Annotated in this window: 23 protein-coding genes; 17 read left to right on the plus strand and 6 right to left on the minus strand. The window is 61.5% G+C overall.

The window, feature by feature from the left end; genetic code table 11:
* Positions 1–15: 15 nt before the first annotated feature.
* Entirely contained in the window at positions 16–696 is a 681-nt protein-coding gene (locus tag DFO50_RS13210; RefSeq protein WP_028499355.1) for an OmpA family protein, read from the minus strand.
* A 35-nt stretch (positions 697–731) separates the two neighbouring features.
* Here DFO50_RS13210 and DFO50_RS13215 point away from each other — a divergent pair, with 35 nt between their 5' ends.
* A complete protein-coding gene (locus tag DFO50_RS13215) occupies positions 732–5,126 on the plus strand; it encodes an RHS repeat protein (protein WP_084300071.1) in 4,395 nt (1,464 codons plus the stop codon).
* Positions 5,127–5,156: 30 nt separating this feature from the next.
* On the opposite strand, the gene trpC is transcribed toward DFO50_RS13215, so the two are convergent.
* The 5 genes from trpC to DFO50_RS13240 all read right to left on the minus strand — a co-directional run bounded on the left by trpC (position 5,157) and on the right by DFO50_RS13240 (position 8,702).
* The gene (gene trpC / locus DFO50_RS13220) at positions 5,157–5,948 is read right to left on the minus strand and encodes an indole-3-glycerol phosphate synthase TrpC (protein WP_028499353.1); all 792 of its coding nucleotides are present in this window, start codon (positions 5,946–5,948) and stop codon (positions 5,157–5,159) included.
* A 49-nt stretch (positions 5,949–5,997) separates the two neighbouring features.
* Entirely contained in the window at positions 5,998–6,951 is a 954-nt protein-coding gene (locus DFO50_RS13225; RefSeq protein WP_107889956.1) for a YheT family hydrolase, read from the minus strand.
* 25 nt (positions 6,952–6,976) lie between these two features.
* Complete coding sequence (mog, locus tag DFO50_RS13230) at positions 6,977–7,585, minus strand: molybdopterin adenylyltransferase (protein ID WP_028499351.1); 609 nt, start codon at positions 7,583–7,585, stop codon at positions 6,977–6,979.
* The gene (gene yjgA, locus DFO50_RS13235; protein WP_028499350.1) at positions 7,563–8,120 is read right to left on the minus strand and encodes a ribosome biogenesis factor YjgA; all 558 of its coding nucleotides are present in this window, start codon (positions 8,118–8,120) and stop codon (positions 7,563–7,565) included. The genes mog and yjgA overlap by 23 nt, the downstream gene beginning before the upstream one ends.
* A 117-nt stretch (positions 8,121–8,237) precedes the next feature.
* Positions 8,238–8,702 carry a universal stress protein gene (locus DFO50_RS13240; RefSeq protein ID WP_028499349.1) on the minus strand — a complete coding sequence of 155 codons (465 nt, stop codon included), beginning with the start codon at positions 8,700–8,702 and terminating at the stop codon, positions 8,238–8,240.
* Positions 8,703–8,814: 112 nt separating this feature from the next.
* On the opposite strand from DFO50_RS13240, the gene DFO50_RS13245 reads away from it, so the two are divergent.
* From DFO50_RS13245 to map, 16 genes are all read left to right on the plus strand, one after another.
* Positions 8,815–9,384: a thioesterase family protein gene (locus tag DFO50_RS13245; RefSeq protein WP_308417833.1), complete on the plus strand. Its 570-nt coding sequence runs from the start codon at positions 8,815–8,817 to the stop codon at positions 9,382–9,384.
* The gene (locus tag DFO50_RS13250) at positions 9,362–9,778 is read left to right on the plus strand and encodes a hypothetical protein (protein ID WP_028499348.1); all 417 of its coding nucleotides are present in this window, start codon (positions 9,362–9,364) and stop codon (positions 9,776–9,778) included. Before DFO50_RS13245 ends, DFO50_RS13250 begins: the two co-directional genes overlap by 23 nt.
* Positions 9,779–9,961: 183 nt before the next feature.
* Entirely contained in the window at positions 9,962–10,561 is a 600-nt protein-coding gene (gene rpoE, locus DFO50_RS13255; RefSeq protein WP_028499347.1) for an RNA polymerase sigma factor RpoE, read from the plus strand.
* Positions 10,562–10,567: 6 nt separating this feature from the next.
* Positions 10,568–11,071: a sigma-E factor negative regulatory protein gene (locus tag DFO50_RS13260; RefSeq protein WP_028499346.1), complete on the plus strand. Its 504-nt coding sequence runs from the start codon at positions 10,568–10,570 to the stop codon at positions 11,069–11,071.
* Entirely contained in the window at positions 11,068–12,027 is a 960-nt protein-coding gene (locus DFO50_RS13265; protein WP_107889954.1) for a MucB/RseB C-terminal domain-containing protein, read from the plus strand. Before DFO50_RS13260 ends, DFO50_RS13265 begins: the two co-directional genes overlap by 4 nt.
* Positions 12,024–12,494, plus strand: a complete 471-nt coding sequence (locus DFO50_RS13270; protein WP_028499344.1) for a SoxR reducing system RseC family protein — start codon at positions 12,024–12,026, stop codon at positions 12,492–12,494. The genes DFO50_RS13265 and DFO50_RS13270 overlap by 4 nt, the downstream gene beginning before the upstream one ends.
* 63 nt (positions 12,495–12,557) lie before the next feature.
* Positions 12,558–13,973, plus strand: coding sequence for a DegQ family serine endoprotease (locus tag DFO50_RS13275; protein WP_028499343.1), 1,416 nt, complete (start codon positions 12,558–12,560; stop codon positions 13,971–13,973).
* Positions 13,970–14,215, plus strand: coding sequence for a glutaredoxin family protein (locus DFO50_RS13280; RefSeq protein WP_028499342.1), 246 nt, complete (start codon positions 13,970–13,972; stop codon positions 14,213–14,215). The genes DFO50_RS13275 and DFO50_RS13280 overlap by 4 nt, the downstream gene beginning before the upstream one ends.
* 68 nt (positions 14,216–14,283) lie before the next feature.
* Positions 14,284–16,077, plus strand: coding sequence for a translation elongation factor 4 (lepA, locus tag DFO50_RS13285; protein WP_028499341.1), 1,794 nt, complete (start codon positions 14,284–14,286; stop codon positions 16,075–16,077).
* Between the two features lie 63 nt (positions 16,078–16,140).
* Complete coding sequence (gene lepB / locus DFO50_RS13290) at positions 16,141–17,103, plus strand: signal peptidase I (protein WP_028499340.1); 963 nt, start codon at positions 16,141–16,143, stop codon at positions 17,101–17,103.
* A gap of 152 nt (positions 17,104–17,255) precedes the next feature.
* Positions 17,256–17,969, plus strand: a complete 714-nt coding sequence (rnc, locus tag DFO50_RS13295) for a ribonuclease III (protein ID WP_051528872.1) — start codon at positions 17,256–17,258, stop codon at positions 17,967–17,969.
* 4 nt (positions 17,970–17,973) lie between these two features.
* Positions 17,974–18,879, plus strand: coding sequence for a GTPase Era (era, locus tag DFO50_RS13300; protein ID WP_107889952.1), 906 nt, complete (start codon positions 17,974–17,976; stop codon positions 18,877–18,879).
* A 33-nt stretch (positions 18,880–18,912) separates the two neighbouring features.
* Positions 18,913–19,632 carry a DNA repair protein RecO gene (recO, locus tag DFO50_RS13305; RefSeq protein WP_028499337.1) on the plus strand — a complete coding sequence of 240 codons (720 nt, stop codon included), beginning with the start codon at positions 18,913–18,915 and terminating at the stop codon, positions 19,630–19,632.
* Positions 19,633–19,709: 77 nt separating this feature from the next.
* Positions 19,710–20,444, plus strand: coding sequence for a pyridoxine 5'-phosphate synthase (pdxJ, locus tag DFO50_RS13310; RefSeq protein ID WP_028499336.1), 735 nt, complete (start codon positions 19,710–19,712; stop codon positions 20,442–20,444).
* On the plus strand, positions 20,441–20,818 hold the full coding sequence (acpS, locus tag DFO50_RS13315; RefSeq protein ID WP_028499335.1) for a holo-ACP synthase: 378 nt from the start codon (positions 20,441–20,443) through the stop codon (positions 20,816–20,818). Before pdxJ ends, acpS begins: the two co-directional genes overlap by 4 nt.
* On the plus strand, positions 20,760–21,680 hold the full coding sequence (map, locus tag DFO50_RS13320) for a type I methionyl aminopeptidase (protein ID WP_373280116.1): 921 nt from the start codon (positions 20,760–20,762) through the stop codon (positions 21,678–21,680). Before acpS ends, map begins: the two co-directional genes overlap by 59 nt.
* The last annotated feature ends 10 nt before the right edge of the window (positions 21,681–21,690 follow it).

Consider the following 21,690-nt stretch of genomic DNA (forward strand, 5'->3'; position numbering starts at 1 on the left):
CGGCTTGCCGTCAGCTCAGTTGGCGACGACCGGTTCGATCAGCACTTCCACCCGGCGGTTCATCTGCTTGCCGTATTCGGTGGCATTGCTGGCGCGCGGGCGGCTGGCGCCGACACCCTGGTAGCCGAGGCGCTGGCTGTTGACCTGCTTGCCGAGGAAGTAGTCATACACCGATCTGGCACGGTTCTGCGACAGCGGCACGTTGATGCGGTCGTTGCCGCTGGAGTCGGTATGGCCGGTGATGACCAGCGTGGTCTTGCCGTACTTGTTGACGATGCGCGAGATGGTGTCCAGCGTCGGCATGAAACCCGGCTTCAGTGCCGCCGAATTGGTATCGAAGGCGGTGGCGCTGGTCATGGTGACCATGATGGTGTTGTCGGCACGCTTCTGCACGTCGATGGCCCCGGCCTGGATCTGCGAGGCGAGCTGTTTCTGGAAATCCCTGGCCTGCTGGTCCATGTAGTAGCCGACCCCGGCACCGGCCAGCCCGCCGCCGACCGCACCAATCAGTGCGCCCTTGCCGCGATTCTTGTGATTGATGGCGGCACCGACAGCGGCACCGCCGAGGGTGCCGATGATGGCGCCCATGGTGGTGTCGTTGGTTGGCAGGCGATTGCCGTATTCGTCAGTGGCGCAACCGGTGAGGGTGACGGCCGCGATCAGGGCGGCGAGGAGAGCGGGGCGACGGAACGACATGAAGATCCTTTGGTGCTGAGTCAATACAGCCGGAAATGGTACCACTTCAGCCGGGGCTGGCCCATGCGCCGACAGCAGCTGCCATTCATCCATCCGCTTGCCGCGATGGAGTACCGGAGGCTTATAACGAATGGATACATGAAGCCGAACACCCCTTTCCGTGCCTGGCGGCCCGCGCCTGCCAGCGGCCCTGGCTCATACGATTTTGTGATGGTGCAGGAGGCGTTATGCTTTTCTTTTCCAATGTTTTCAGCCTGATGGACTGGTCGGACGATGGGGTGAATAACTGCACGCTGATGTATCTCAGGAATATAGAGATGGCCCGGTTCTCAGCCAATAAACTGCAGGGGCCGGAAATAACGCTGGTTTTGCGATTCAACCAGTTCAGTGTGCATGATTACGGCTACGGGATCGGCTGGGATTTCAATCTCACCCGCATAGAATCCGAATATGACCAGGGGGCACAGATCAGGACGCTGGTCCTGTCTGATGGCAGCCGGTACCGGATTGACAGTGAAACGGCAGAGACGGTTACACTGAAGTACAAAAAAATCAGCATATTCAAATTTGAGAAAAATGGCAATGAGTATACGGTAACTTACAAAAACGGCATTGTGGAAACGCTGACATTTGGCCGGTTGAGTCGTATCCAGTACCCGAATGGAAAAGGGGTCGGGGTCGCTTCGTATATTGATGGTTCATTCACCATAACCGATGATGATGGCGTCGTAATGGTTGCGACCGAGGCCAAAAACGGAACGCACAGGGTGACAACGCCACGTGCCACCTTTGTTTTCAATTTTGCTGGGGATAATCTGTCTGAACTCGCTTCCATTACTGTTGATGGAAGTTCGTCCGGAGAAAAATTATATCAATTTTCCTACGTGTATCATAATAACGGGCTGTGTCTGGAAATGACGTCATGCGAATCGTGGCTGGATTTCTATCAAAAAGAGTCCATAAGCTATGTGGATTTGCCGGCGCCCGCCGGGCTTGCGGCAACGGTGCGAGCCGTATCCACAGTGGACAGTTATGTCTCGACCGACACAGATGGCACCATCAAATCTGTCCATAAAACATATGGATACCAAAAAGAATCTGGCAGCGGCAAGGAAAGAAATTACCTGGGGTACCCGGATGTGGCTGCCTGGAATAACGAGGCTGATAATCTTGAACTATTGCCGGATGACTATCAGTTTGTCAGCTATGAAAAAGTGGGGGCGGCGAAAAACCCATCAAGAACCACAGAGACTGCATATAATAAATATTATTTAATGACCAGCCTGAAACCATTCTATTCATTGCAGGAAAGAACGATATTTGAAATATACGATTACAATCTTGTTGCTGGCTCGAATATTGATGGGCAGTCAAGCACTTTCATGCTGCCAGTGCAAAAGGAATACAAACAATCCAGCCCAGGTTCCAGTGGGAAAATTATTGAACACTCTGATGTTGAGAATTATGAGTATGATGTCTATGCCAACCTGATTCGCTATACCAATATAGAAGGCATGACAGAGTGGAGTGAATATTATGATGCCGCAGGAGAAAAAGACAGTGCGGGGAATTTGCTTTGCCCGGCAAGTCCGTCCGGCATGGCCGATTATTTAAAAAGAAAAATATTGTCGCCAGGCATGGAAAAGGATAATTACCCGAGAAAAGTCTGGGACTACACCTACGTCCAGCTGGATAAAACACAGTTGATTCTGATTGCAGCAGAATATTTTCATGTCGAGAAGCCGTCGCAATCCACGCCTGCACCGGTGTTGCAAAAAACCGCATACAGTTATGAACCGAATGGGCGACCAGGCACGACGGTGGTCAGTGTTGGTACCATTGGGGACGATGGGGTGGTGAGTTATTTGTCCACCACGAAATCCGCTTCCTATGCCGAGGATGACAGCAATAAACAGCTGACCATGACGGAGACCCTTGCAGGCTACGATGGTGCCGGTTCGCAGAGCCTCACACGGCAGCTGTATGTGACCGCTGACATCGTGCAGACTCAGGATAAAAACAAACTGGTGTCCAGTTATGAGTACGACACTCTGGGGCGAGTCATAAAAACAGACTATGCAGTAGGGGGGCGGTTCCCCGTAACGGAAACGATTGTCTTCAATGCTGCCAAAAATACAGTGACGCGCCAGAAAACATCGGACAAAAAGACATCCATCTCGCTGTATGACGGTCTTGGTCGCCTTGTCAAAGAATCCATTTCCGTAGACGGGGAAAACACGCTCTGGGTAATGGCTGAGCAGGAATATAATGACCTTGGCCAGTTGGTGGTCGAGAATAAATATGATTATGCTGCTGATGGAAATATTATCAGCAAGCAGGTCAACACCTTCGTCTGGAATGTATTTGACGAGATGATCAGCCAGTCCAACTGGGATAAAAGCTCGCAAAAATACGGTTACGATTCTCATGAAAATGCATTGTACAAAAAAAGCATTACCGTGACCAAATATCCTGGCGATATTGCAGAAATCATGTTTTACGATAATCATAACCGGCTCAGACTGAAAGAGCAGCGCAGCCCTTCATCAAATACCTTGCCAGATATAAAGGAAACATTTGACTACGATGCTTTGGGACGATTGATACGTCACACCGAGACAGATAGAGAGGCACTGGTATATTCCTACGATGATTTTGACCGGCAGATAGAGAAGAAAGGGACGTCAAGTGGTACGGTAAAAATGACCTATGCGCCCCATAGCACTGACGAACTGGTAGCGTCAACACAAATTGATGCAGCGCTGATGAGCCTCTATTCATACGATGGTCTGGGCCGTGTAAAAGAGTCAAAAGTTTCTGGCGTGGCTACGCGCTACGATTACACCGGGAGTGCGATACTCACGCGACCGAGTCAGGTCACGGTTGCGGCAGATACGGAGCCTGCTGTCAACAAGGGGCGGGTGTGGAAGTATGAGTACGTGGCAGAAATGGATGATATTTCCCAATTCCAGATATGTGACCTTGCAAGCGGCAAGGCGTATTCAGCTCGAAAATTCAATCATGATGCCACTACCGGATTGCTGACCAGTAGCAGTGCCGAAGCATATTCGAGGACTTTTTCCTATGATGACTACGGGCATTTGCTTACGGAGACCGGGCAGTGGATAGACCTGGTGATGGGAAGCTACAAGACGGTTTTTGTGAGGACAAAGTCGGGGAATATCGAGTCGTTGACAGTGACAATGAAATTTGGTGGTGGAACAGGTTATGTGGTAAGGAAACGTTACCGTTATTACCCGGACGGAAAGATAAAATCGGTCGTCCTCGAATTGAACAATGCCATTGTCAGCCAGTGCAATATGGTGTGGGATGGCGCTTCCGGCAATCTGGTGCAGCAGCATCTTTGGGGGCGCCTGATGTGGGATGAAAAATTTGCGGCTCTCTCCATTTACAAGCACTATGGGAAAAATAATCTGGTCAACAAATTCAGCTACTCTGATAAAAATGGGGAATTTTTAAAATCAAGGGTAACATATGATGCGCATTGCCATGTCAGGGACACACATTATTATTTTGCTGGCAGGCAGCATTTTGTGTGGGGGGAAAATTTTGAAATAAATGACCGGGGGCTGGCCTCGAAGTGGGCGAGAAGAGGGAGCATTGTTTATATGAACGAGTATGAAGACAAGGTCATTTCCCAGTCATTCTCCATCGATTCCATGGGTAATATAAGCGAGAAAAAAAGTGAAACAGAAGGCGGGGAAATTATTGAAAAATACAGCTTTGTCAATAATTGTGTATTGAAAAAAATTGAGAAAACAAAAAAAGGTACCAGCGTGGCAACGGTGGCCTTTGCAACGAGTCCGGAGGGAAACTTTACAGAGAAAACCTATACGGCCGGATCTGATGTTGTCTCTGCTCATTACCAGTATGCCGGAAGTGAAAATTTTTCCAGATTACAGGTAGAGTCGATATTGAGTGGCCGTGTGCCGGAGACGCGCACTGCAGACTATTACTATGATGACTTGATGAGGAATGTGTGGGTCACGACAAGGAGCGAAGCGCTTTCGCTGTCACAGAAAACCGCCAGAATTTATGCTGAGAATGAGCTGCTTGTTGAGCAGTATCAGAATGACAGCACCGGGGGGGAGACCTCTCTGATGCTTTTCCTGCGTGTGCAGGGGCAGGTCCTCTATATCACACATGTTAATGCGAAAGGCAGTTGCAGCACCAACCCCTGCCTGTGTGATATTAATGGCAACCAGATTGCGGAGGGATTTTTCAGCGTGCAGTCCGGTTATTCGGACATGCACACCGTAAAAACGTTGACGTATAAATACTATGATTATGTGTTCAGTGGGCAAAACGCCTACGGTCTGACATTTTCGCTGGCGCGCGGGCAGCGCATTTGCGAGACCCAGCTCCTGAAATTCGCAATTCTCGCCAGGCCTGCTGCGGCAGGCCATTGATGCCGGCAGCAGGGCTGGGCCCTGCTGTCGTCAGGCGAACAGGCCGGCCAGTGCGGCGCCGGGCGACGCTTCGCGCATGAAGGCTTCGCCGACCAGGAAGGTCTGGACATGGGCCGCACGCAGCCGCTGTACGTCGTCGACCGTGGCAATGCCGCTTTCGCTGACCGGAATGCGCCGTTCCGCCAGCAGGGTCGGCAGCAGGGCCAGCGTGGTATCGAGGCTGACGTCGAAGGTATGGAGGTTGCGGTTGTTGACGCCGATCAGCGGCGTGTCGAGACGCAGCGCGCGGTCGAGTTCGGCCGCGTCGTGCACTTCGACCAGCACTGCCATGCCGAGGCCGGCGGCCACGGCTTCGAAGTCGCGCAGTTGCACATCGTCGAGTGCGGCGGCGATCAGCAGCACGCAATCGGCGCCCATCGCGCGCGCTTCATACAGCTGGTAGCTGTCGACCATGAAGTCCTTGCGCAGTACCGGCAGTGAGCAGGCAGCGCGGGCGGCTTCGAGGTAGGCCGGCAGGCCCTGGAAATAATCACGATCGGTCAGGACCGACAGGCAGGCCGCACCATGGCCGGCATAGCTGGCGGCGATATCGGCCGGATCGAAATCCGCGCGGATAATGCCCCGGGACGGGCTGGCCTTCTTGATCTCGGCAATGACGCCGGCCGCGCCGGCAGCATGCTTCGAGCGCAGCGCATCGACAAAGTCGCGGATGTCGCCACGGCTTTCGGCATCGCGGCGGAGCGATTCGAGCGGGCGTGCCTGGCGGGCGGCAGCGACTTCGGTCTGTTTGGTATCGAGGATGCGGGCGAGGATATCGGACATGGGAACGTTTCGTGGGCGTGGGCGGACTGGCCGGAGCGCGCGGTAGGGCTTACCCGCCGTTTTGCTGGAAGAAATCCAGTAACCGTTCCGGCAACCAGTCGATGTTACCCGGAAAGCGGCCGCAGACGAAGCCGACATGGCCGCCATGTTCGGGAAATTCGCGACAGACCCAGCGGCTGACGTCGTGTTCGGCCGGCAGCGCGCGCGCCGGCATGAACGGATCGTTGCGCGCGTTCAGCAGCAGGGTCGGCCGGCCGATGTCCTTCAGCAGCGGCTTGCTGCTGGAACGGGTCCAGTAATCGAGGGCGCCGGCAAAGCCGTGCAGCGGTGCGGTGACCGCATCGTCGAAGTCGCTGAAGGTGCGGCTGTGTTCCATGCGCTGGCGGTCGAACAGGTCCGGATAGCGTGCCAGCGTGATGCGGCTGGTCCGCTTCAGGGTCTTCAGGAACATGCCGGTGTACACGGCGCGGGAAAAACCGCGGTCAAGATTTTCGCTGGCCGCGTGCAGGTCCACCGGCACGCTGATGCCGGCAGCCGCGGCCGGGATGGCGTGGTGGCCGGCCTCGCCGAGGTATTTCAGCAGCATGTTGCCGCCGAGGCTGACGCCAGCGGTGTAGACCGTGGCGTGACGGGCGGCGAGCCGGTCGAGAATCCAGGCGATCTCGGCCGAGTCGCCAGCGTGATAAGCACGCGGCAGCGGATTGTCCACGCCACCGCAGCCGCGGAAATGCGGCACCACGCCATGCCAGCCGCGCGCCCGCACCCGACGCATCAGCGCGCTGGCGTAGTGGCTGGCGCTGGAGCCTTCCAGCCCATGGAACAGCACGACCAGCGGAGCGTCCGGGCTGGCCGCATCGGTAAAATCGAGTGCGATGCGACCGCCGTCCGGCGTGTCCCACAGTTCGCGGCGGTAATGCGGATGGCGATCTTTCAGCACCAGGGCCGGCCAGATGGTCTGGCTGTGGCCTTCAGGCAACCAGCGGGGCGGGCGATAGCGTGGCATGCGGCAGGGCAGGAACAGGGCCGGTTCAGGCGGTGCCGGCCGGGCGGAGGGCCGATTTTGGCCGGAATGCCCTGACGATATCGTCGCGGGTTTCCAGGTACGGACCACCGATCAGGTCGAGGCAGTACGGGATGGCGGCGAAGATGCCGGGCACCACGCTGTGGCCGTCCGCATCGCGCAGGCCTTCCAGCGTTTCGCGGATCGACTTCGGCTGACCGGGCAGGTTCAGGACCAGCGCGCGGCCGCGGATGACGGCCGTCTGCCGCGACAGGATCGCCGTCGGCACGAAGCGCAGGCTGATCTGGCGCATCTGTTCGCCGAAACCGGGCATTTCGCGCTCGCCGATGGCCAGCGTTGCGTCCGGGGTCACATCGCGCGGGGCCGGACCGGTGCCACCGGTGGTCAGCACCAGGTCGCAAGCGGCATTGTCGACCAGGTCGATCAGCGCGGCCTCGATCAGCGGCTGTTCATCGGGAATCAGCCGGGTCTCGAACTCGACCGGATTGCACAGCGCGGCGGCGAGCCAGTCACGCAGCGCAGGGATGCCCTTGTCTTCGTAGACGCCCTGGCTGGCGCGGTCGCTGACCGACACCAGGCCGATGCGGACCGGTTCAGGCGTCCTCGTCGTCGTCACCGTCGCGCTCCTGCTTGTAGTTGACCAGCGGCGGTTCCGGATACAGCGCCTTCAGCGCCTGGAACAGTTCGCGGAACGATTTTGGCGGCCGGCTCTCGGCCTGCTCGCGGCGGGCATTGCGGATCAGCGTGCGCAACTGCTGTACATCGCAGCCCGGGTGCTCGGCGACCAGTTCGGACAGCACCTTGTCGTCGGCCAGCAGCCGGTCGCGCTGGCGTTCGATGCCGTGCAGCCAGTTGTTGTGATGGGTGTTTTCACCGCGCAGGGTGGCAAGCTGGATGCGGATCGGCTCGGGATCGACATTGCGCATGATCCTGCCGATGTACTGGCGCTGGCGGCGCTGGGCGCCGTGCGCATTGAGGCGTTTGTACTCGACGACGGCGCTGCGCAGGTCGTCGGGCAGCACCAGGTGCTTGAGCGTGTCGCGCGACAGCTCCGTCAGCGCCTGGCCGAGTTCCTGCAATTCGTCCATCTCGCGCTTGATCTGCGATTTGGAAGGAATCAGGTCGTCGTCGTTATCGGGGGTGGCTTTCAAGGACTGGCTCTCGGCGGAAATGACAAGGCCGGCGCAGAGGCCGGCAGGGGAATCAGGCCGGATTCTAGCAGACGCCGGCCATTGCGCGCGCGACCCCGCGTCCCGGGGCCGGCGGCATCAGGCCTTCTTGATGTCCTCGGGACGGCCGCGCAGCAGCATGACCGGGATCTCGGTCCGGCGCATGACGCCCTCGGCGACGCTGCCCATGATCAGGGTCATGATCTCGCCCCAGCCATGCGTGCCCATCACGATCAGGTCGGCGTTCCACTTCTTCGCGTCCTCGATCAGCACTTCGGCGATCTTGTCGCCCCAGCTTTCCAGCATTGCCGTCTCGCAACTGGCGCCATGTTCGGCCAGCACCTCGATCGCGTCCTTGAGTACATGTTCGCCGGCTTCGCGAATATTCTTTTGCAACTCGGTCGCATCAAGAAATTCCGCGCCGCCCCAGCCGTACTGGGCCAGGTCGACCACATGGACCACTTTCAGGCTGGCGCCGCTTTCCCGGGCAAAGCGCGAGGCTTCTTCCAGTGCGCGCCGGGCCGTATTGCTGTCGTCGACCGGTACATAGAGTCGCTTGTACATGATCTCTCCTATCCGGGGGTTTCTAAACTATAGACTTCTGCCGTCACCAAATGTGCAGCTAGTGGCTTGCCGTTGCCGCGAACGCAAAAAATGTCCGCGAACCGGCGCCGCCATGACCGGCGCAGTGTATCGCGCCGCACCATTGGCACTGATTGATTTGGCGCAGGGTAGTGAATACACTCGATCGAACTTTATCGCGTATCTGGCCATCATGTCGCGTCTGTCCATCGAATTGCCGTCGCATTTCCCGTTCTCCACCACGCTGACCATCGGCATCGGCGACATCAACTATGGTGGCCACATGGGCAATGATGCCGTGCTGCGCCTGGCGCACGAGGCGCGGCTGCGCTTCCTGAAATCGCTCGGCCACACGGAAATGGACGTTCATGGCTGCGGGATCATCATGAGCGATGCCGCAGTGGTGTATCGTGCCGAAGCCTTCCACGGTGACGAACTCGTCGTCAGCGTGGCCGTGGCGGATTTCAACAAATATGGCTGTGACCTGCTGTATGCGATGGTGCGCAAGCGTGATGGCACCGAGATCGCCAGGGTCAAGACCGGGATCGTGTTCTTCGACTATCAGGCGCGCAAGGTTGCCCGCGCCCCCTCCGCCTTCGTCTCCCGCTTCCAGCCGACAACCGATACCGATGGAGAACGTCATGAGGGATTACCCACCGAATAGCCCGGAGGCCATCGCCCGCCTGCTGACCATGTTCATGCTGGGCGACGGCGAGGCGCACGATCACGAATTCGACGTCCTCGACCAGTTGCATGTCTATGACCTCGTCGGCATTGGACGCAAGCAGTTCATTGACGTGTTCCGGACCTACTGCAACGACATCAGCGATGACGCCGACCAGGATGGCGCCATCCACCTGATCGACCGCCAGCGCGTCGACCGCCTGCTCGAAGATGTGACCGAACGCCACCTGCGCGTGCTGGTGTGCGCGCTGGCCATCGACCTGTGCAAGGCGGACGAGGCGATGGGCGACGGCGAAGTGGCCTTGCTGCAGCACATGATGCGAAGCTGGAACCTGACGCTGGCCAATATCGAGGGCGAGTTCGTTCGCTCCTGACCTGGCAGCGCTGACAAAAAAACTGCCGTTGCTGCCGAACTTCCGCCCCTGTCGCCTGTCCATGGCAACAGGTACCCCTGATACGGGTGGGGTCTCCCGCCGGTCGCTGCTGGCAGAGCAGGGCCCGGGCGGAAGCTACACTCAGACAGTGGCATTGCGGCCGCACAGGGGGTTGTTCAACACATGAGCGAAAGGGATGCGGATCTGGAGCTGGTCCGGCGGGCGCAGCGCGGGGACCGGCATGCATTCGACTTGCTCGTGCTCAAGTACCAGCGCAGGCTGGCGAGACTGCTGTCGCGCTTCATACGCGACCCGGCTGAAATCGAGGATGTCACCCAGGAGGCCTTCGTCAAGGCGTATCGCGCACTGGCCAATTTCCGCGGCGACAGCGCGTTCTATACCTGGCTGTACCGTATCGGCATCAATACCGCCAAGAATCACCTGAGCGTCAGTGGCCGGCACGTCGTGCTGCACACGGACAATCACGATGAGGACGGGGAACCGTACGATCCGGCCGGACAGATTGCCGACAACAACACGCCGGAAACCGAAATGGCATCGCGGCAGATTATCGCCACTGTCAATGCGGCGGTTGAAGCGCTGCCCGAAGAGTTGCGGACGGCCATTACCTTGCGGGAACTCGAGGGATTGTCGTACGAAGATATTGCCGTGGCCATGCAGTGCCCGGTGGGGACAGTGCGTTCCCGCATTTTCCGCGCACGGGAAGCGATCGCGGCCCAGCTCAAGCCATTACTGGATACACCGAAGAACAAAAGGTGGTGAATCAAGATGGACAAACAACAGTTATCCGCGTTTCTCGATGGAGAATGGCCGGACGGCAAGGGCACTGTGCCCTGGAATGACCCGGACGGCGCATCCGAGCGGTGTGATGACTGGCAGTGCTGGCATGTAATCGGCGACGCCATGCGCCAATCGCGCTGCCTCGATGTCGACGTGGCCGACCGCGTGCGTCAGCGACTGGCAGAGGACGCGCCGGTTGCGGCACCGGTGTCGGGCCGGCAGGTGCGGCGCTCGCACCGCTATGCCGGCTGGGCCGTGGCCGCCAGCCTGCTCCTGGCCGGCATCATTGGCTGGAGCCCGCTCGACTCCGATAGCCCGGATACCGGCAAGATCCCGCTGAAAGTGGCTGACGGCGGGCCGGCGACGGTCATGCCGGTGGCGCGACCGCTGGCGACCGCTGGCGATGCCAATCCGTATATCGCCGCTCACCATGAGCTTGCATTCGAATCCGGTATCCAGACCGTCGCCATGGCGACGGAGGGGAAGCCATGAGCGGCTGGCGTGCCGCTTTGTGCGTTCTTGTGGTGCCGGTCTGCGCGGCGGCGGTACCGCTGGGCGGCAAGCAGGCGGTCGCACTGCTCGACCGTGTGGCCGCTGCTGCCTATCGCCAGTCGTACAGCGGCATCTATCAGCATCAGTATGCGCGCAGCCTGATGACCTATCGGCTGGCCCACGCTTCCGGCCTGGGCAATCCGCTGGAAAAACGCGAGTCGCTGGATGATCCGCCGTGGGAGGTGGTGCGCGACAACCAGTCGCTGACCGTCTACGCACCGGACCGTCAGGCGCTGAAGGCGGCCCGGACCGGCGCGTTCCAGACCTTTCCGTCGCTGTTCGGCGACAACCGGGCCGAGATCGCCCGCCACTATGCGGTCGAGCGCATCGGCAAGGACCGGGCTGCCGGGCGCGACTGTGTCTGGTGGCAGCTGACGCCGCGCGATGCGCAGCGCTATCCGCGTCGTTTCTGTGCCGACATCCGCACTTCGCTGATCCTGAAATCGGCCATCCTGACGGCAGACCGCCAGATCATCGACCGGCTGAGCTTCAGCGAGCTGAAACTGGGCAAGCTGGGTGACCTCGGCCAGTTGCAGCCGCAATACCGCGACGGCGCCGTCTGGCGGATGCCGGTTGCCGCCGGCGACCGGGGCGATGGCGGTCGCGGCATCCAGATTCCGGGCCTGCCCGAAGGCTTTTCCCTGCAGCGCGACGTCAGCCGTCGCCTGCTGTCCGGCCAGCAGGCGGTCAGGCACCTGGTGTACAGCGACGGCGTCGCCTCGCTGTCGGTCTTTATCGAGCGGGTGCCGGACGCGGTCCAGCCGACGGCGATGCAGAACGGCGCCATTACCCTGCGCAGTCGCAAGATGGGCGATATCCTGGTGACCGTGGTCGGCGATCTGCCGGATAATGCCGTCCAGTCCGTTTCCCACTCCATCATCCTGCTCCGCCCATGATAGAAACCGAAGCCAGCGTCCTGTCCGTCGAGCATGACGGCGCCCATGCGTGGGTCGAAACCCGGCCGCACGGCAGTTGCGGCGCGTGCGCCGGCAGCGGCGGTTGCCACTCCGTGTCGATTTCGCGGCTGTTTTCCGTCGGCCGCCAGCATTACCGGGTCGCGAACCCGGTCGGCGCGCAGGCCGGCGACAAGGTGATCGTCGCCGTGGCCGAGCGCGCGCTGCTGCACGGCTCGCTGCTGATGTACCTGGTGCCGGTGGCGGCCCTGTTTGCCGGTGCGTCGCTGGGGGCGCTGGCGGGCGAGACCGCGTCCGTCGTCGGCGGCGCGGCGGCTTTTGCCTTGTCGCTGTTGATCATTCGTCGCCTTGCCACCAGATACGCCGGACGGGCCGACTACCAGCCGGCCATTGTTCGCCGCCGCGCCGCCTGTGCCGGCGGCCACTGTTCCGGGCACAATAAAACATAGCATTCTTGCCGCGCCGGGCATTGACCGGGCGCGACCGTTACGCATTCAGGGGGATTCCTAACGATGAAAAAATCGATTGTCGCCGTTTCTCTGGCGCTGGGGCTGGCGCTTGGCCAGGCGCCGGTGCTGGCCGCATCGCTCGCCAACCTGCCGGACTTCACCCAGCTGGTGAAGAAAGAGGGCAGGGCGGTCGTCAACATCTCCACCAAGCAGACCGTGCGCCAGAATGTCAGCCCGATACCGGACGACATGGCAGGCGACCCGTTCTTCGAGTTCTTCCGCCGCTTTGCCCCGCCGCAACAGCGCGAGTTCCAGGCCGCCTCGCTCGGCTCGGGCTTCATTCTGTCGCCGGACGGCTACATCATGACCAACGCACACGTGGTGGCCCGTGCCGACGAGATCACCGTCACGCTGACCGACAAGCGCAGCTACAAGGCCAGGCTGGTCGGCGCCGACGCCCGCACCGACGTGGCACTGCTGAAGATCGACGGCAAGGACCTGCCGGTCATCGATCTTGGCGACCCCTCGTCGCTGGAAGTCGGTGAGTGGGTGGTGGCGATCGGCTCGCCGTTCGGCTTCGACAACTCGGTGACCGCCGGCATCGTATCGGCCAAGGGCCGCCAGCTGCCGGATGAAAACTATGTGCCGTTCATCCAGACCGACGTGGCGGTGAATCCGGGCAACTCCGGGGGCCCGCTGTTCAACATGCAGGGGCAGGTGGTCGGCATCAACTCGCAGATCTACAGCCGCTCCGGCGGCTTCATGGGCATCAGCTTCGCCATCCCGATCGATGTGGCGGTCAAGGTCTCCGACCAGCTGAAGGCCTCGGGCCGGGTCAGTCGCGGCCGCATCGGCGTGCAGATCCAGGAACTGACCAAGGAACTGGCGGCCTCGTTCGGCCTGCCGCGTGCGTCCGGCGCCCTGGTCAATGCGGTCGAGCCCGGCGGTCCGGCCGAAAAGGCCGGCCTGAAGGCCGGCGACATCATCCTGAAGGTCAACGGCTCGGCCATCAATTCGACCTCGGACCTGCCGCGGCTGATCGGCAGCATCAAGCCGGGCCAGGCAACGGCAGTCGAGGTGTGGCGCAACCGCGGTGCGCAGAGCGTGACCGTGGTGCCGGACGAGCTGAGGGAAAGCGACGATACCCAGGCCGAACGTGCACCGGCCAGGCCGCGCGAAGCCGCGCCGAAGAGCCAGCCGGTCACCTCGCTCGGACTGGTGCTGGCCGATGCGCCGCCGGCCCTGCTCGGACATCTCGGCGTGCGCTTCGCGCTGGTCGTCCAGCGTGCGACCGGGGCGGCCGCCCGGGCCGGCCTGGTGCCGGGCGATGCCATTGTCGGCATCGGCAATGACAATCTGACCTCGTTCGCGCAGCTGAAGGGCCGCGTCGACAGTGCGCCGTCCGGTTCGGCGCTGCCGCTGCGCATCGTGCGCAATGGCGCGACGCTGTTCCTGGCACTGCCGATCAGCAAGCCGTGACCCGGCTGACACTGTATTTCCGCGAATACTGCAGCCTGTGCCACGCCATGCGCGCGGCACTGGCGCCGTATGTGGAACGCGGGGCGGTCGAACTGACCGTGATCGAGGTCGATGACGACCCGGCGCTGGTGGACAAGTATGACGAGCTGGTGCCGGTCCTGTGCGGTCCGGACGGGCGCGAAGTCTGCCACTGGCATTTCGATCAGGCCAAGCTCGCTGCCTGTCTCGCGGAATTCGGGTAGAATCCGCGCGATATTCCGAACTCCAGTAGGGCGCGACGTGCGCCCTTCTTTATTGCTTGCAGGAACGAATGAAGCACATCCGCAATTTTTCGATCATTGCCCATATCGACCATGGCAAATCCACGCTCGCCGACCGGTTCATCCAGTTCTGCGGCGGCCTCGACATGCGGGAGATGTCCGCACAGGTGCTCGACTCGATGGACATCGAGAAAGAGCGGGGCATCACCATCAAGGCGCAGACCGCGTCGCTGACCTACAAGGCGCGTGACGGCCAAGTGTACAACCTGAACCTGATCGACACCCCGGGGCACGTCGACTTCAGCTATGAAGTCTCGCGCTCGCTGTCCGCCTGCGAAGGCGCGCTGCTGGTGGTCGACGCGTCACAGGGGGTCGAGGCGCAGACTGTCGCCAACTGCTATACCGCGATCGACCTCGGGGTCGAAGTGGTGCCGGTGCTGAACAAGATCGACCTGCCGGCCGCCGAACCCGAACGCGTCAGCCAGGAAATCGAGGACATCATCGGCATCGAGGCGATCGATGCCGTGCGCGCCTCGGCCAAGTCCGGCATCGGCATCGAGGACATCCTCGAAGTCGTGGTCCGGCGCATCCCGGCGCCGACCGGCGACCCGACCGCGCCGCTGAAGGCGCTGATCGTCGACTCGTGGTTCGACAACTACGTGGGCGTGGTCATGCTGGTGCGGGTGATCGACGGCGCACTGAAGCCGAAGGACAAGATCAGGTTCATGGCCACCGGCGCCGAGCACCTGTGCGAGCAGGTCGGCGTGTTTACGCCGAAGTCGGTGCAGCGGACCCAGCTGAGTGCGGGTGAGGTCGGTTTCGTCATCGCCGGCATCAAGGAACTGAAGTCGGCCAAGGTCGGCGACACCATCACCCTGACCTCGCGTCCGGCCGCCGCCGCGCTGCCGGGTTTCAAGGAAGTGAAGTCGCAGGTGTTCGCCGGGCTGTATCCGGTCGAAAGCCATGACTACGAGTCGCTGCGCGATGCGCTGGACAAGCTCCAGCTGAACGACGCGTCGCTGAACTTCGAGCCGGAAGTCTCGCAGGCGCTGGGCTTCGGCTTCCGCTGCGGCTTCCTCGGCCTGCTGCATCTGGAAATCGTCCAGGAACGTCTCGAACGCGAGTTCGACATGGACCTGATCACCACCGCGCCGACGGTGGAGTACGAACTGCTGCTGAAGGATGGCACGGTGGTCGAAGTGGCCAACCCGTCCAAGCTGCCCGACCTGAGCAAGGTCGACGAGATTCGCGAGCCGATCATCACCTCGACCATCCTGGTGCCGCAGGACTATGTCGGCGCGGTGATGACGCTGTGCAACCAGAAGCGCGGCGTGCAACGCAACATGCAGTACATGGGCCGGCAGGTGATGCTGACCTACGAAATGCCGATGAACGAAGTGGTGATGGACTTCTTCGACAAGCTGAAGTCGACCAGTCGCGGCTATGCGTCGCTGGACTACGAGTTCAAGGAATTCCAGGCGGCCGACCTGGTCAAGCTCGACGTGATGGTCAATGGTGAAAAGGTCGATGCGCTGAGCCTGATCGTCCACCGCCAGAACGCGATCTACCGTGGCCGCGAGCTGGTGTCGAAGATGCGCGAGCTGATTCCGCGCCAGATGTTCGACATTGCCGTGCAGGCGGCGATCGGCAACAACATCATTGCCCGCGAGACGGTCAAGGCGCTGCGCAAGAACGTGCTGGCCAAGTGCTACGGCGGTGACATCACCCGCAAGAAGAAGCTGCTGGAGAAGCAGAAGGCCGGCAAGAAGCGCATGAAGCAGGTCGGCAATGTCGAGATTCCGCAGGAAGCGTTCCTCGCCATCCTGCAGGTCAGCGACAAGTAAGGCCCGAAGCCGGCCGCGGCCGGCTTCCCGTCGCCCCGAATAAAAAAACCGGAAGGAAAAACAATGAACTGGCTGTGGATTTTCGCCGTGCTGCTCGTACTCGGCATCGTGCTGATACTGGCGGCACCGAAAAAGAAGCCGGAAGACAAGGATCAGCCGATCCTGAACCAGACCGGCTACCTGGCGCTGGTCATCGGCGTGTTCGGACTGCTGGCCCAGTTCATGAGCTTTACCGCGGTCATGCTGGTCTTCGTGCTGGTGACCGGCCTGATTGCCGCACTGAACCGCTTCGTGCTGGTGAAATCGCGCCCGGCCGAACAGCTGGAACCGTCCTGGATCGAGTATGCCCGCGGATTCTTCCCGGTCATCCTCGCCGTGTTCGTGCTGCGCTCCTTCCTGGTCGAACCGTTCCAGATCCCGTCATCGTCGATGCGGCCGGGCCTGGTGGTCGGCGACTTCATTCTGGTCAACAAGTTCGCCTACGGCATCCGCACGCCGGTGCTCAACAATGTGCTGGTGCCGGTCGGCACGGTGCAGCACGGTGACGTGGTGGTGTTCAACTTCCCGCCGAACCCGCAGGTCAACTTCATCAAGCGCATTATCGGCCTGCCGGGCGATACCGTCGAATACCGCAACAAGCAGTTGCTGGTGAACGGCAAGCCGGTCACCGACAAGCCGGTCGGCAGCTACGAGTACAGCGAAAGCAATCTGCAGTTCGTGGCCACCCAGCGCTACCGCGAAACCTTCGGCAGCAAGGAATACGACGTGGCCAGGGTCGAAAATTCGCCGACCCTGTACCTGGCGGCCGTGCGTTCGTTCCCGGGGCGCGAGAACTGCAACTACGACGATGACGGTTTTGTCTGCAAGGTGCCGGCCGGGCAGTACTTCGCCATGGGCGACAACCGCGACAACAGTGACGACAGCCGTTACTGGGGCTTCGTGCCGGACAATATGCTGGTCGGCAAGGCCTTCCTGATCTGGATGAACTTCGGCGATTTCGGCCGGGTCGGCAGCAAGATCCACTGATCCGTGCGGCGTGCGGACTGCGGTATCGCGCCGGGATGCGTAGAATAGAAGCGTAGCGGGCGCCCGGCGCCCATCTTTCCTCGCGTGGGCCCCGGCCCGCGCGATCTCCGACTTTCCCCGGTCGCGCGTTGCGCGGCCGCCTCTGCGACGCTGTGAAAACACCTTTACCCATTACCAGGCTGACGCAACGCATCGGCCACGACTTCTCCGACACGGCGCCGCTCAAGGAAGCGCTGACCCATCGCAGCTATGGGCAGCCGAACAATGAGCGGCTGGAATTCGTCGGTGACGGCATCCTCAACTACACCGTGGCACGCATGCTGTTCGACAGTTTTCCGGAACTGCCGGAAGGCAAGCTGTCGCGGCTGCGCGCCAATCTGGTCAACCAGAGCACGCTGGCCGAAATCGCGCGCGAGCTGAACATGGGCGACTGCCTGTTCCTCGGCGACGGCGAGCGCAAGAGCGGCGGCCACGACCGGCCGTCCATTCTCGCCGACGCGATGGAAGCGCTGTTTGCCGCGGTCAGCGTCGACGCCGGCTTTGCCGCCGCCGAGGGCGTGGTCCGCCGGCTGTATGCGTCGCGCATCGCCGGCATCGACCTGAACCGGCAGGCGAAGGATGCCAAGACCCATCTGCAGGAAGTGCTGCAGGCAAGGCGCCTGCCACTGCCGGCCTACCGGATCGTCAACCAGACCGGCGACGCCCACCTGTCGCACTTCGACGTGGCCTGCGACATTCCTGCCCTTGGCATTGCCAGCCGCGGCGAGGGCGCCAGCCGCCGCGCCGCCGAGCAACTCGCGGCCGAACGTGCGCTCGACCTGATCGCCGCGCACGATGATGCCGCCAAACCCCGACACAAACTGTGACCGCATGACCGATCTTACTGAAAACCTGCCCGACAACTTCCGCTGCGGCTTCGTCGCGATTGTCGGCCGCCCGAACGTCGGCAAGTCGACGCTGATGAACCACATGATCGGACAGAAAATCTCGATCACGTCGGAAAAGGCACAGACCACGCGGCTGCGGGTGACCGGCATCGAGACGCGCCGGGACGTGCAGTACATCTTCGTCGACACCCCGGGCTTCCAGACCCGCCACCGCAATGCGCTGAACGATGCGCTGAACCAGAGCGTGCGCAGCACGCTGTCCGACGTCGATTGCGTGCTGTTCGTGCTCGAGGCCGGCAAGTTCGGCCCGGCCGACCTCGAAGTCATGGCGCTGCTGCCGAAACACCGGCCGGTGATCTGCGTGATCAACAAGGCCGACCAGCTGAAGGACAAGGCGGAAATGGCCGGCTTCCTGGTCAAGATCAGCGAAGCGCATCCGTTCGTCGACATCATTCCGGTCAGCGCCAAGCATGGTCAGCGGCTGGACGAACTGATGGACCTGATCACGCCGCACCTGCCGGTCGGCGTGCCGCTGTACCCGATCGACATGGTCACCGACAAGAACGAACGCTTCCTCGCCGCCGAAATCGTGCGCGAAAAGCTGTTCCGCTACCTCGGCGAGGAACTGCCGTACGCGATGAACGTCGAGACCGAGGCCTTCGAGCTTGACGGTGCGATGCGTCGCATCCACGTACAGGTGCTGGTCGACAAGCCGGGACAGAAAGCGATCGTCATCGGCAAGAACGGCGAAAAGCTGAAGAAGATCTCGACCGAGGCGCGGATGGACATGGAACGGCTGTTCGACGGCAAGGTGTTCCTGCAGGTCTGGGTCAAGGTCAAGGGCGGCTGGGCCGACGACGTCCGCTTCCTCAAGCAGTTCGAACTCTGATCGTGCCCCGCCGTTTCGTCAGTGGCTGACACCATGTCCAGCCCGGGAAAAGTCACCCGCCAGCCGGCCTATGTACTGCATGCCATGCCGTACAAGGAAACCAGCCTGCTGGTCGAAGTGCTGACGCGCGACTACGGCCGGCTCGGGCTGGTGGCACGCGGCGCCCGCCGCCCGCGGGCGGCAATCCGTGGCGTGCTGCTGCCGTTTGCACCGCTGGAAATCGGCTGGTTCGGCAAGGGCGAGGTCAAGACCCTGGCCGACGCCGACTGGCTGGGCGGGCTGCCGCAACTGGCGGGCGGCCGGCTGATGGCCGGTTTCTACCTGAACGAGCTGTTGCTGAAGCTGCTGGCGCGCGAGGACCCGCATGAAACGGTGTATGCCGACTATGCGGCGACGGTACGCGAACTGGCCGCTGCCGATGCCCGGCTGGCGCCGGCGCTGCGCCGCTTCGAGCTGCGGCTGATCGCCGCGCTCGGCTATGCGCCGCAGCTGGATGCCGACCGCGACGGCCAGCCGCTGGACCCGGAGGCCGAATACGGCTTCGTGGCCGGCGAGGGCGCCTGTCTGGATGGCGACGCCGGTTGTCGCATCAGCGGCGCGACGCTGCTGGCGCTGGCGGTGGAAACCTTCTCCGATCCGCGCGTGCTGCGCGAAGCGCGGCAGCTGAACCGGCATTTGCTGGGCCATATCCTCGGCGAGACCGAACTGGCCACCCGGCTGCTGCTGAACGAAGTCACCGCGCTCGGCGACTGAGCCGGCGGGTGGATCGAAAACGTCGCCCGGCTTCGGTACAATCGGGGCCGTCATCCAATCCTGTCCGGGACCGCAACATGCTTCTCCTCGGTGTCAACATCGACCACGTCGCCACGCTTCGCAACGCCCGCGGTACCCGCTATCCGAGTCCGGTCGAGGCGGCCCTGGTCGCCGAGACGGCCGGCGCCGACCTGATCACCCTGCATCTGCGCGAAGACCGCCGCCATATCCGCGATGCCGATCTGGCCGTGATCCGCGCCTCGATCAAGACGCGCATGAATCTCGAAATGGCGCTGACCGACGAAATGCTCGACAACGCACTGCGGGTCGCCCCGCAGGACGTCTGTCTGGTGCCGGAAAAGCGCGAGGAACTGACCACCGAGGGCGGGCTGGACGTGATCCGCTACTTCGAGACCATCCGCCACTACACCCGCCAGCTGCAGGCCAACGGCACCCGCGTGTCGCTGTTTATCGATCCCGACGACGAACAGATCAAGGCCGCACAGGAAACCGGCGCCACGGTGATCGAGCTGCATACCGGCCGCTACGCCGATGCCGAGGGCGAGGCGGTCCATCAGGCCGAACTGGTCCGCATCCGTCATGCCGCGCTGTATGGCGACGAGCTGGGTCTGGTGGTCAACGCCGGCCACGGGCTGAACTACCACAACGTCAAACCGATCGCGGCCATCCGCGAAATCCGCGAACTCAATATCGGCCATGCCATCATCGCCCAGGCGCTGATGACCGGGCTGGCGCCGGCAGTGCGCGAGATGAAGACGCTGATGCTCGAAGGCCGGCACGACGCGCGATGATTGTCGGCATCGGGACCGACCTGGTCGAGATTGTCCGTTTCGACGCGCTGCTGGCGCGGCATGGCGCGCGCGCGGGCCAGCGCATCCTCGCACCGGAGGAACGCGACGAATGGGCGCGTGCGGCGCTGCCGGCGCGCTTTCTGGCCAAACGCTTCGCCGCCAAGGAAGCGTTTGCCAAAGCCGTCGGCACCGGCGTGCGTGCGCCGGTTCTGCTGACCGCCATCCGCATCGGTCACGATGCGCTTGGCAAGCCGGAACTGGCATTCGAGCCGGTACTGGCCGCGTGGCTGACCGCGCGCGGCATCCGCCGTACCCATCTGTCGATCAGCGACGAACGCAGCCTGTGCTCGGCCTTTGTCGTGCTGGAAGGGTGAGCGGCGGCCGACCGCCGCCGGACGTGATACCATTCATGGTTTGACACAGAACAAGTTTTCCGCCATGAGCATTGTCATCAAGCAGGGCGACGACATCGCCAAGATGCGCGTCGCCTGCAGACTCGCGTCCGAAGTTCTCGACTACATCACCCCGTTCGTCCAGCCCGGTGTCACCACCGGCGAACTCGACCGCCTGTGCCACGAGTACATGACCCAGGTGCAGGGCACGATTCCGGCGCCGCTGAACTACGCGCCGGACGGCGGCACGCCGTATCCGAAGTCGATCTGCACGTCGGTCAACCAGGTGATCTGCCACGGCATCCCCGGAGACAGGGTGCTGAAGAACGGCGACGTGATGAATATCGACATCACCGTGATCAAGGATGGCTGGCATGGCGATACCAGCCGCATGTTCCTGATCGGCAACAAGGTCACGCCGCAGGCGAAACGGCTCAGCGACATTACCTATGAATGCATGTGGAAGGGCATCGACATCGTCCGCCCGGGCATTCACCTTGGCGATATCGGCCATGTGATCCAGCGTCATGCCGAGAACGCCGGCTACACCATCGTCCAGGAGTTCTGCGGCCATGGCGTCGGCGAGAAGTTTCACGAAGACCCGCAGGTGCTGCATTATGGTCAGCCCGGTACCGGCGTGGAAATCCTGCCCGGCATGATCTTCACCATCGAACCGATGCTGAACGCCGGCAAGCGCCATATCCGCATCAAGCCGGACGGCTGGACCGTGGAGACCAAGGATCGCAGCCTTTCGGCGCAGTGGGAACACACGATCCTGGTGACTGAAGACGGCCATGAGGTGCTGACGGTCTCGGCCGGCACGCCGCCGCGTCCGGTGTTCTGAACGAGACGCG

Source organism: Microvirgula sp. AG722, assembly GCF_003269145.1.
GTDB lineage: Bacteria > Pseudomonadota > Gammaproteobacteria > Burkholderiales > Aquaspirillaceae > Microvirgula > Microvirgula aerodenitrificans.

Bases quoted from the DNA above. Each gene is read 5' to 3' on its own strand.
- DFO50_RS13210 (WP_028499355.1), bottom strand. From the start codon at position 696: ATGTCGTTCCGTCGCCCCGCTCTCCTCGCCGCCCTGATCGCGGCCGTC.
- DFO50_RS13215 (WP_084300071.1), top strand. From the start codon at position 732: ATGGTACCACTTCAGCCGGGGCTGGCCCATGCGCCGACAGCAGCTGCC.
- trpC (WP_028499353.1), bottom strand. From the start codon at position 5,948: ATGTCCGATATCCTCGCCCGCATCCTCGATACCAAACAGACCGAAGTC.
- DFO50_RS13225 (WP_107889956.1), bottom strand. From the start codon at position 6,951: ATGCCACGCTATCGCCCGCCCCGCTGGTTGCCTGAAGGCCACAGCCAG.
- DFO50_RS13240 (WP_028499349.1), bottom strand. From the start codon at position 8,702: ATGTACAAGCGACTCTATGTACCGGTCGACGACAGCAATACGGCCCGG.
- DFO50_RS13245 (WP_308417833.1), top strand. From the start codon at position 8,815: ATGACCGGCGCAGTGTATCGCGCCGCACCATTGGCACTGATTGATTTG.
- DFO50_RS13250 (WP_028499348.1), top strand. From the start codon at position 9,362: ATGAGGGATTACCCACCGAATAGCCCGGAGGCCATCGCCCGCCTGCTG.
- rpoE (WP_028499347.1), top strand. From the start codon at position 9,962: ATGAGCGAAAGGGATGCGGATCTGGAGCTGGTCCGGCGGGCGCAGCGC.
- DFO50_RS13260 (WP_028499346.1), top strand. From the start codon at position 10,568: ATGGACAAACAACAGTTATCCGCGTTTCTCGATGGAGAATGGCCGGAC.
- DFO50_RS13265 (WP_107889954.1), top strand. From the start codon at position 11,068: ATGAGCGGCTGGCGTGCCGCTTTGTGCGTTCTTGTGGTGCCGGTCTGC.
- DFO50_RS13270 (WP_028499344.1), top strand. From the start codon at position 12,024: ATGATAGAAACCGAAGCCAGCGTCCTGTCCGTCGAGCATGACGGCGCC.
- DFO50_RS13275 (WP_028499343.1), top strand. From the start codon at position 12,558: ATGAAAAAATCGATTGTCGCCGTTTCTCTGGCGCTGGGGCTGGCGCTT.
- lepA (WP_028499341.1), top strand. From the start codon at position 14,284: ATGAAGCACATCCGCAATTTTTCGATCATTGCCCATATCGACCATGGC.
- lepB (WP_028499340.1), top strand. From the start codon at position 16,141: ATGAACTGGCTGTGGATTTTCGCCGTGCTGCTCGTACTCGGCATCGTG.
- era (WP_107889952.1), top strand. From the start codon at position 17,974: ATGACCGATCTTACTGAAAACCTGCCCGACAACTTCCGCTGCGGCTTC.
- recO (WP_028499337.1), top strand. From the start codon at position 18,913: ATGTCCAGCCCGGGAAAAGTCACCCGCCAGCCGGCCTATGTACTGCAT.
- pdxJ (WP_028499336.1), top strand. From the start codon at position 19,710: ATGCTTCTCCTCGGTGTCAACATCGACCACGTCGCCACGCTTCGCAAC.
- acpS (WP_028499335.1), top strand. From the start codon at position 20,441: ATGATTGTCGGCATCGGGACCGACCTGGTCGAGATTGTCCGTTTCGAC.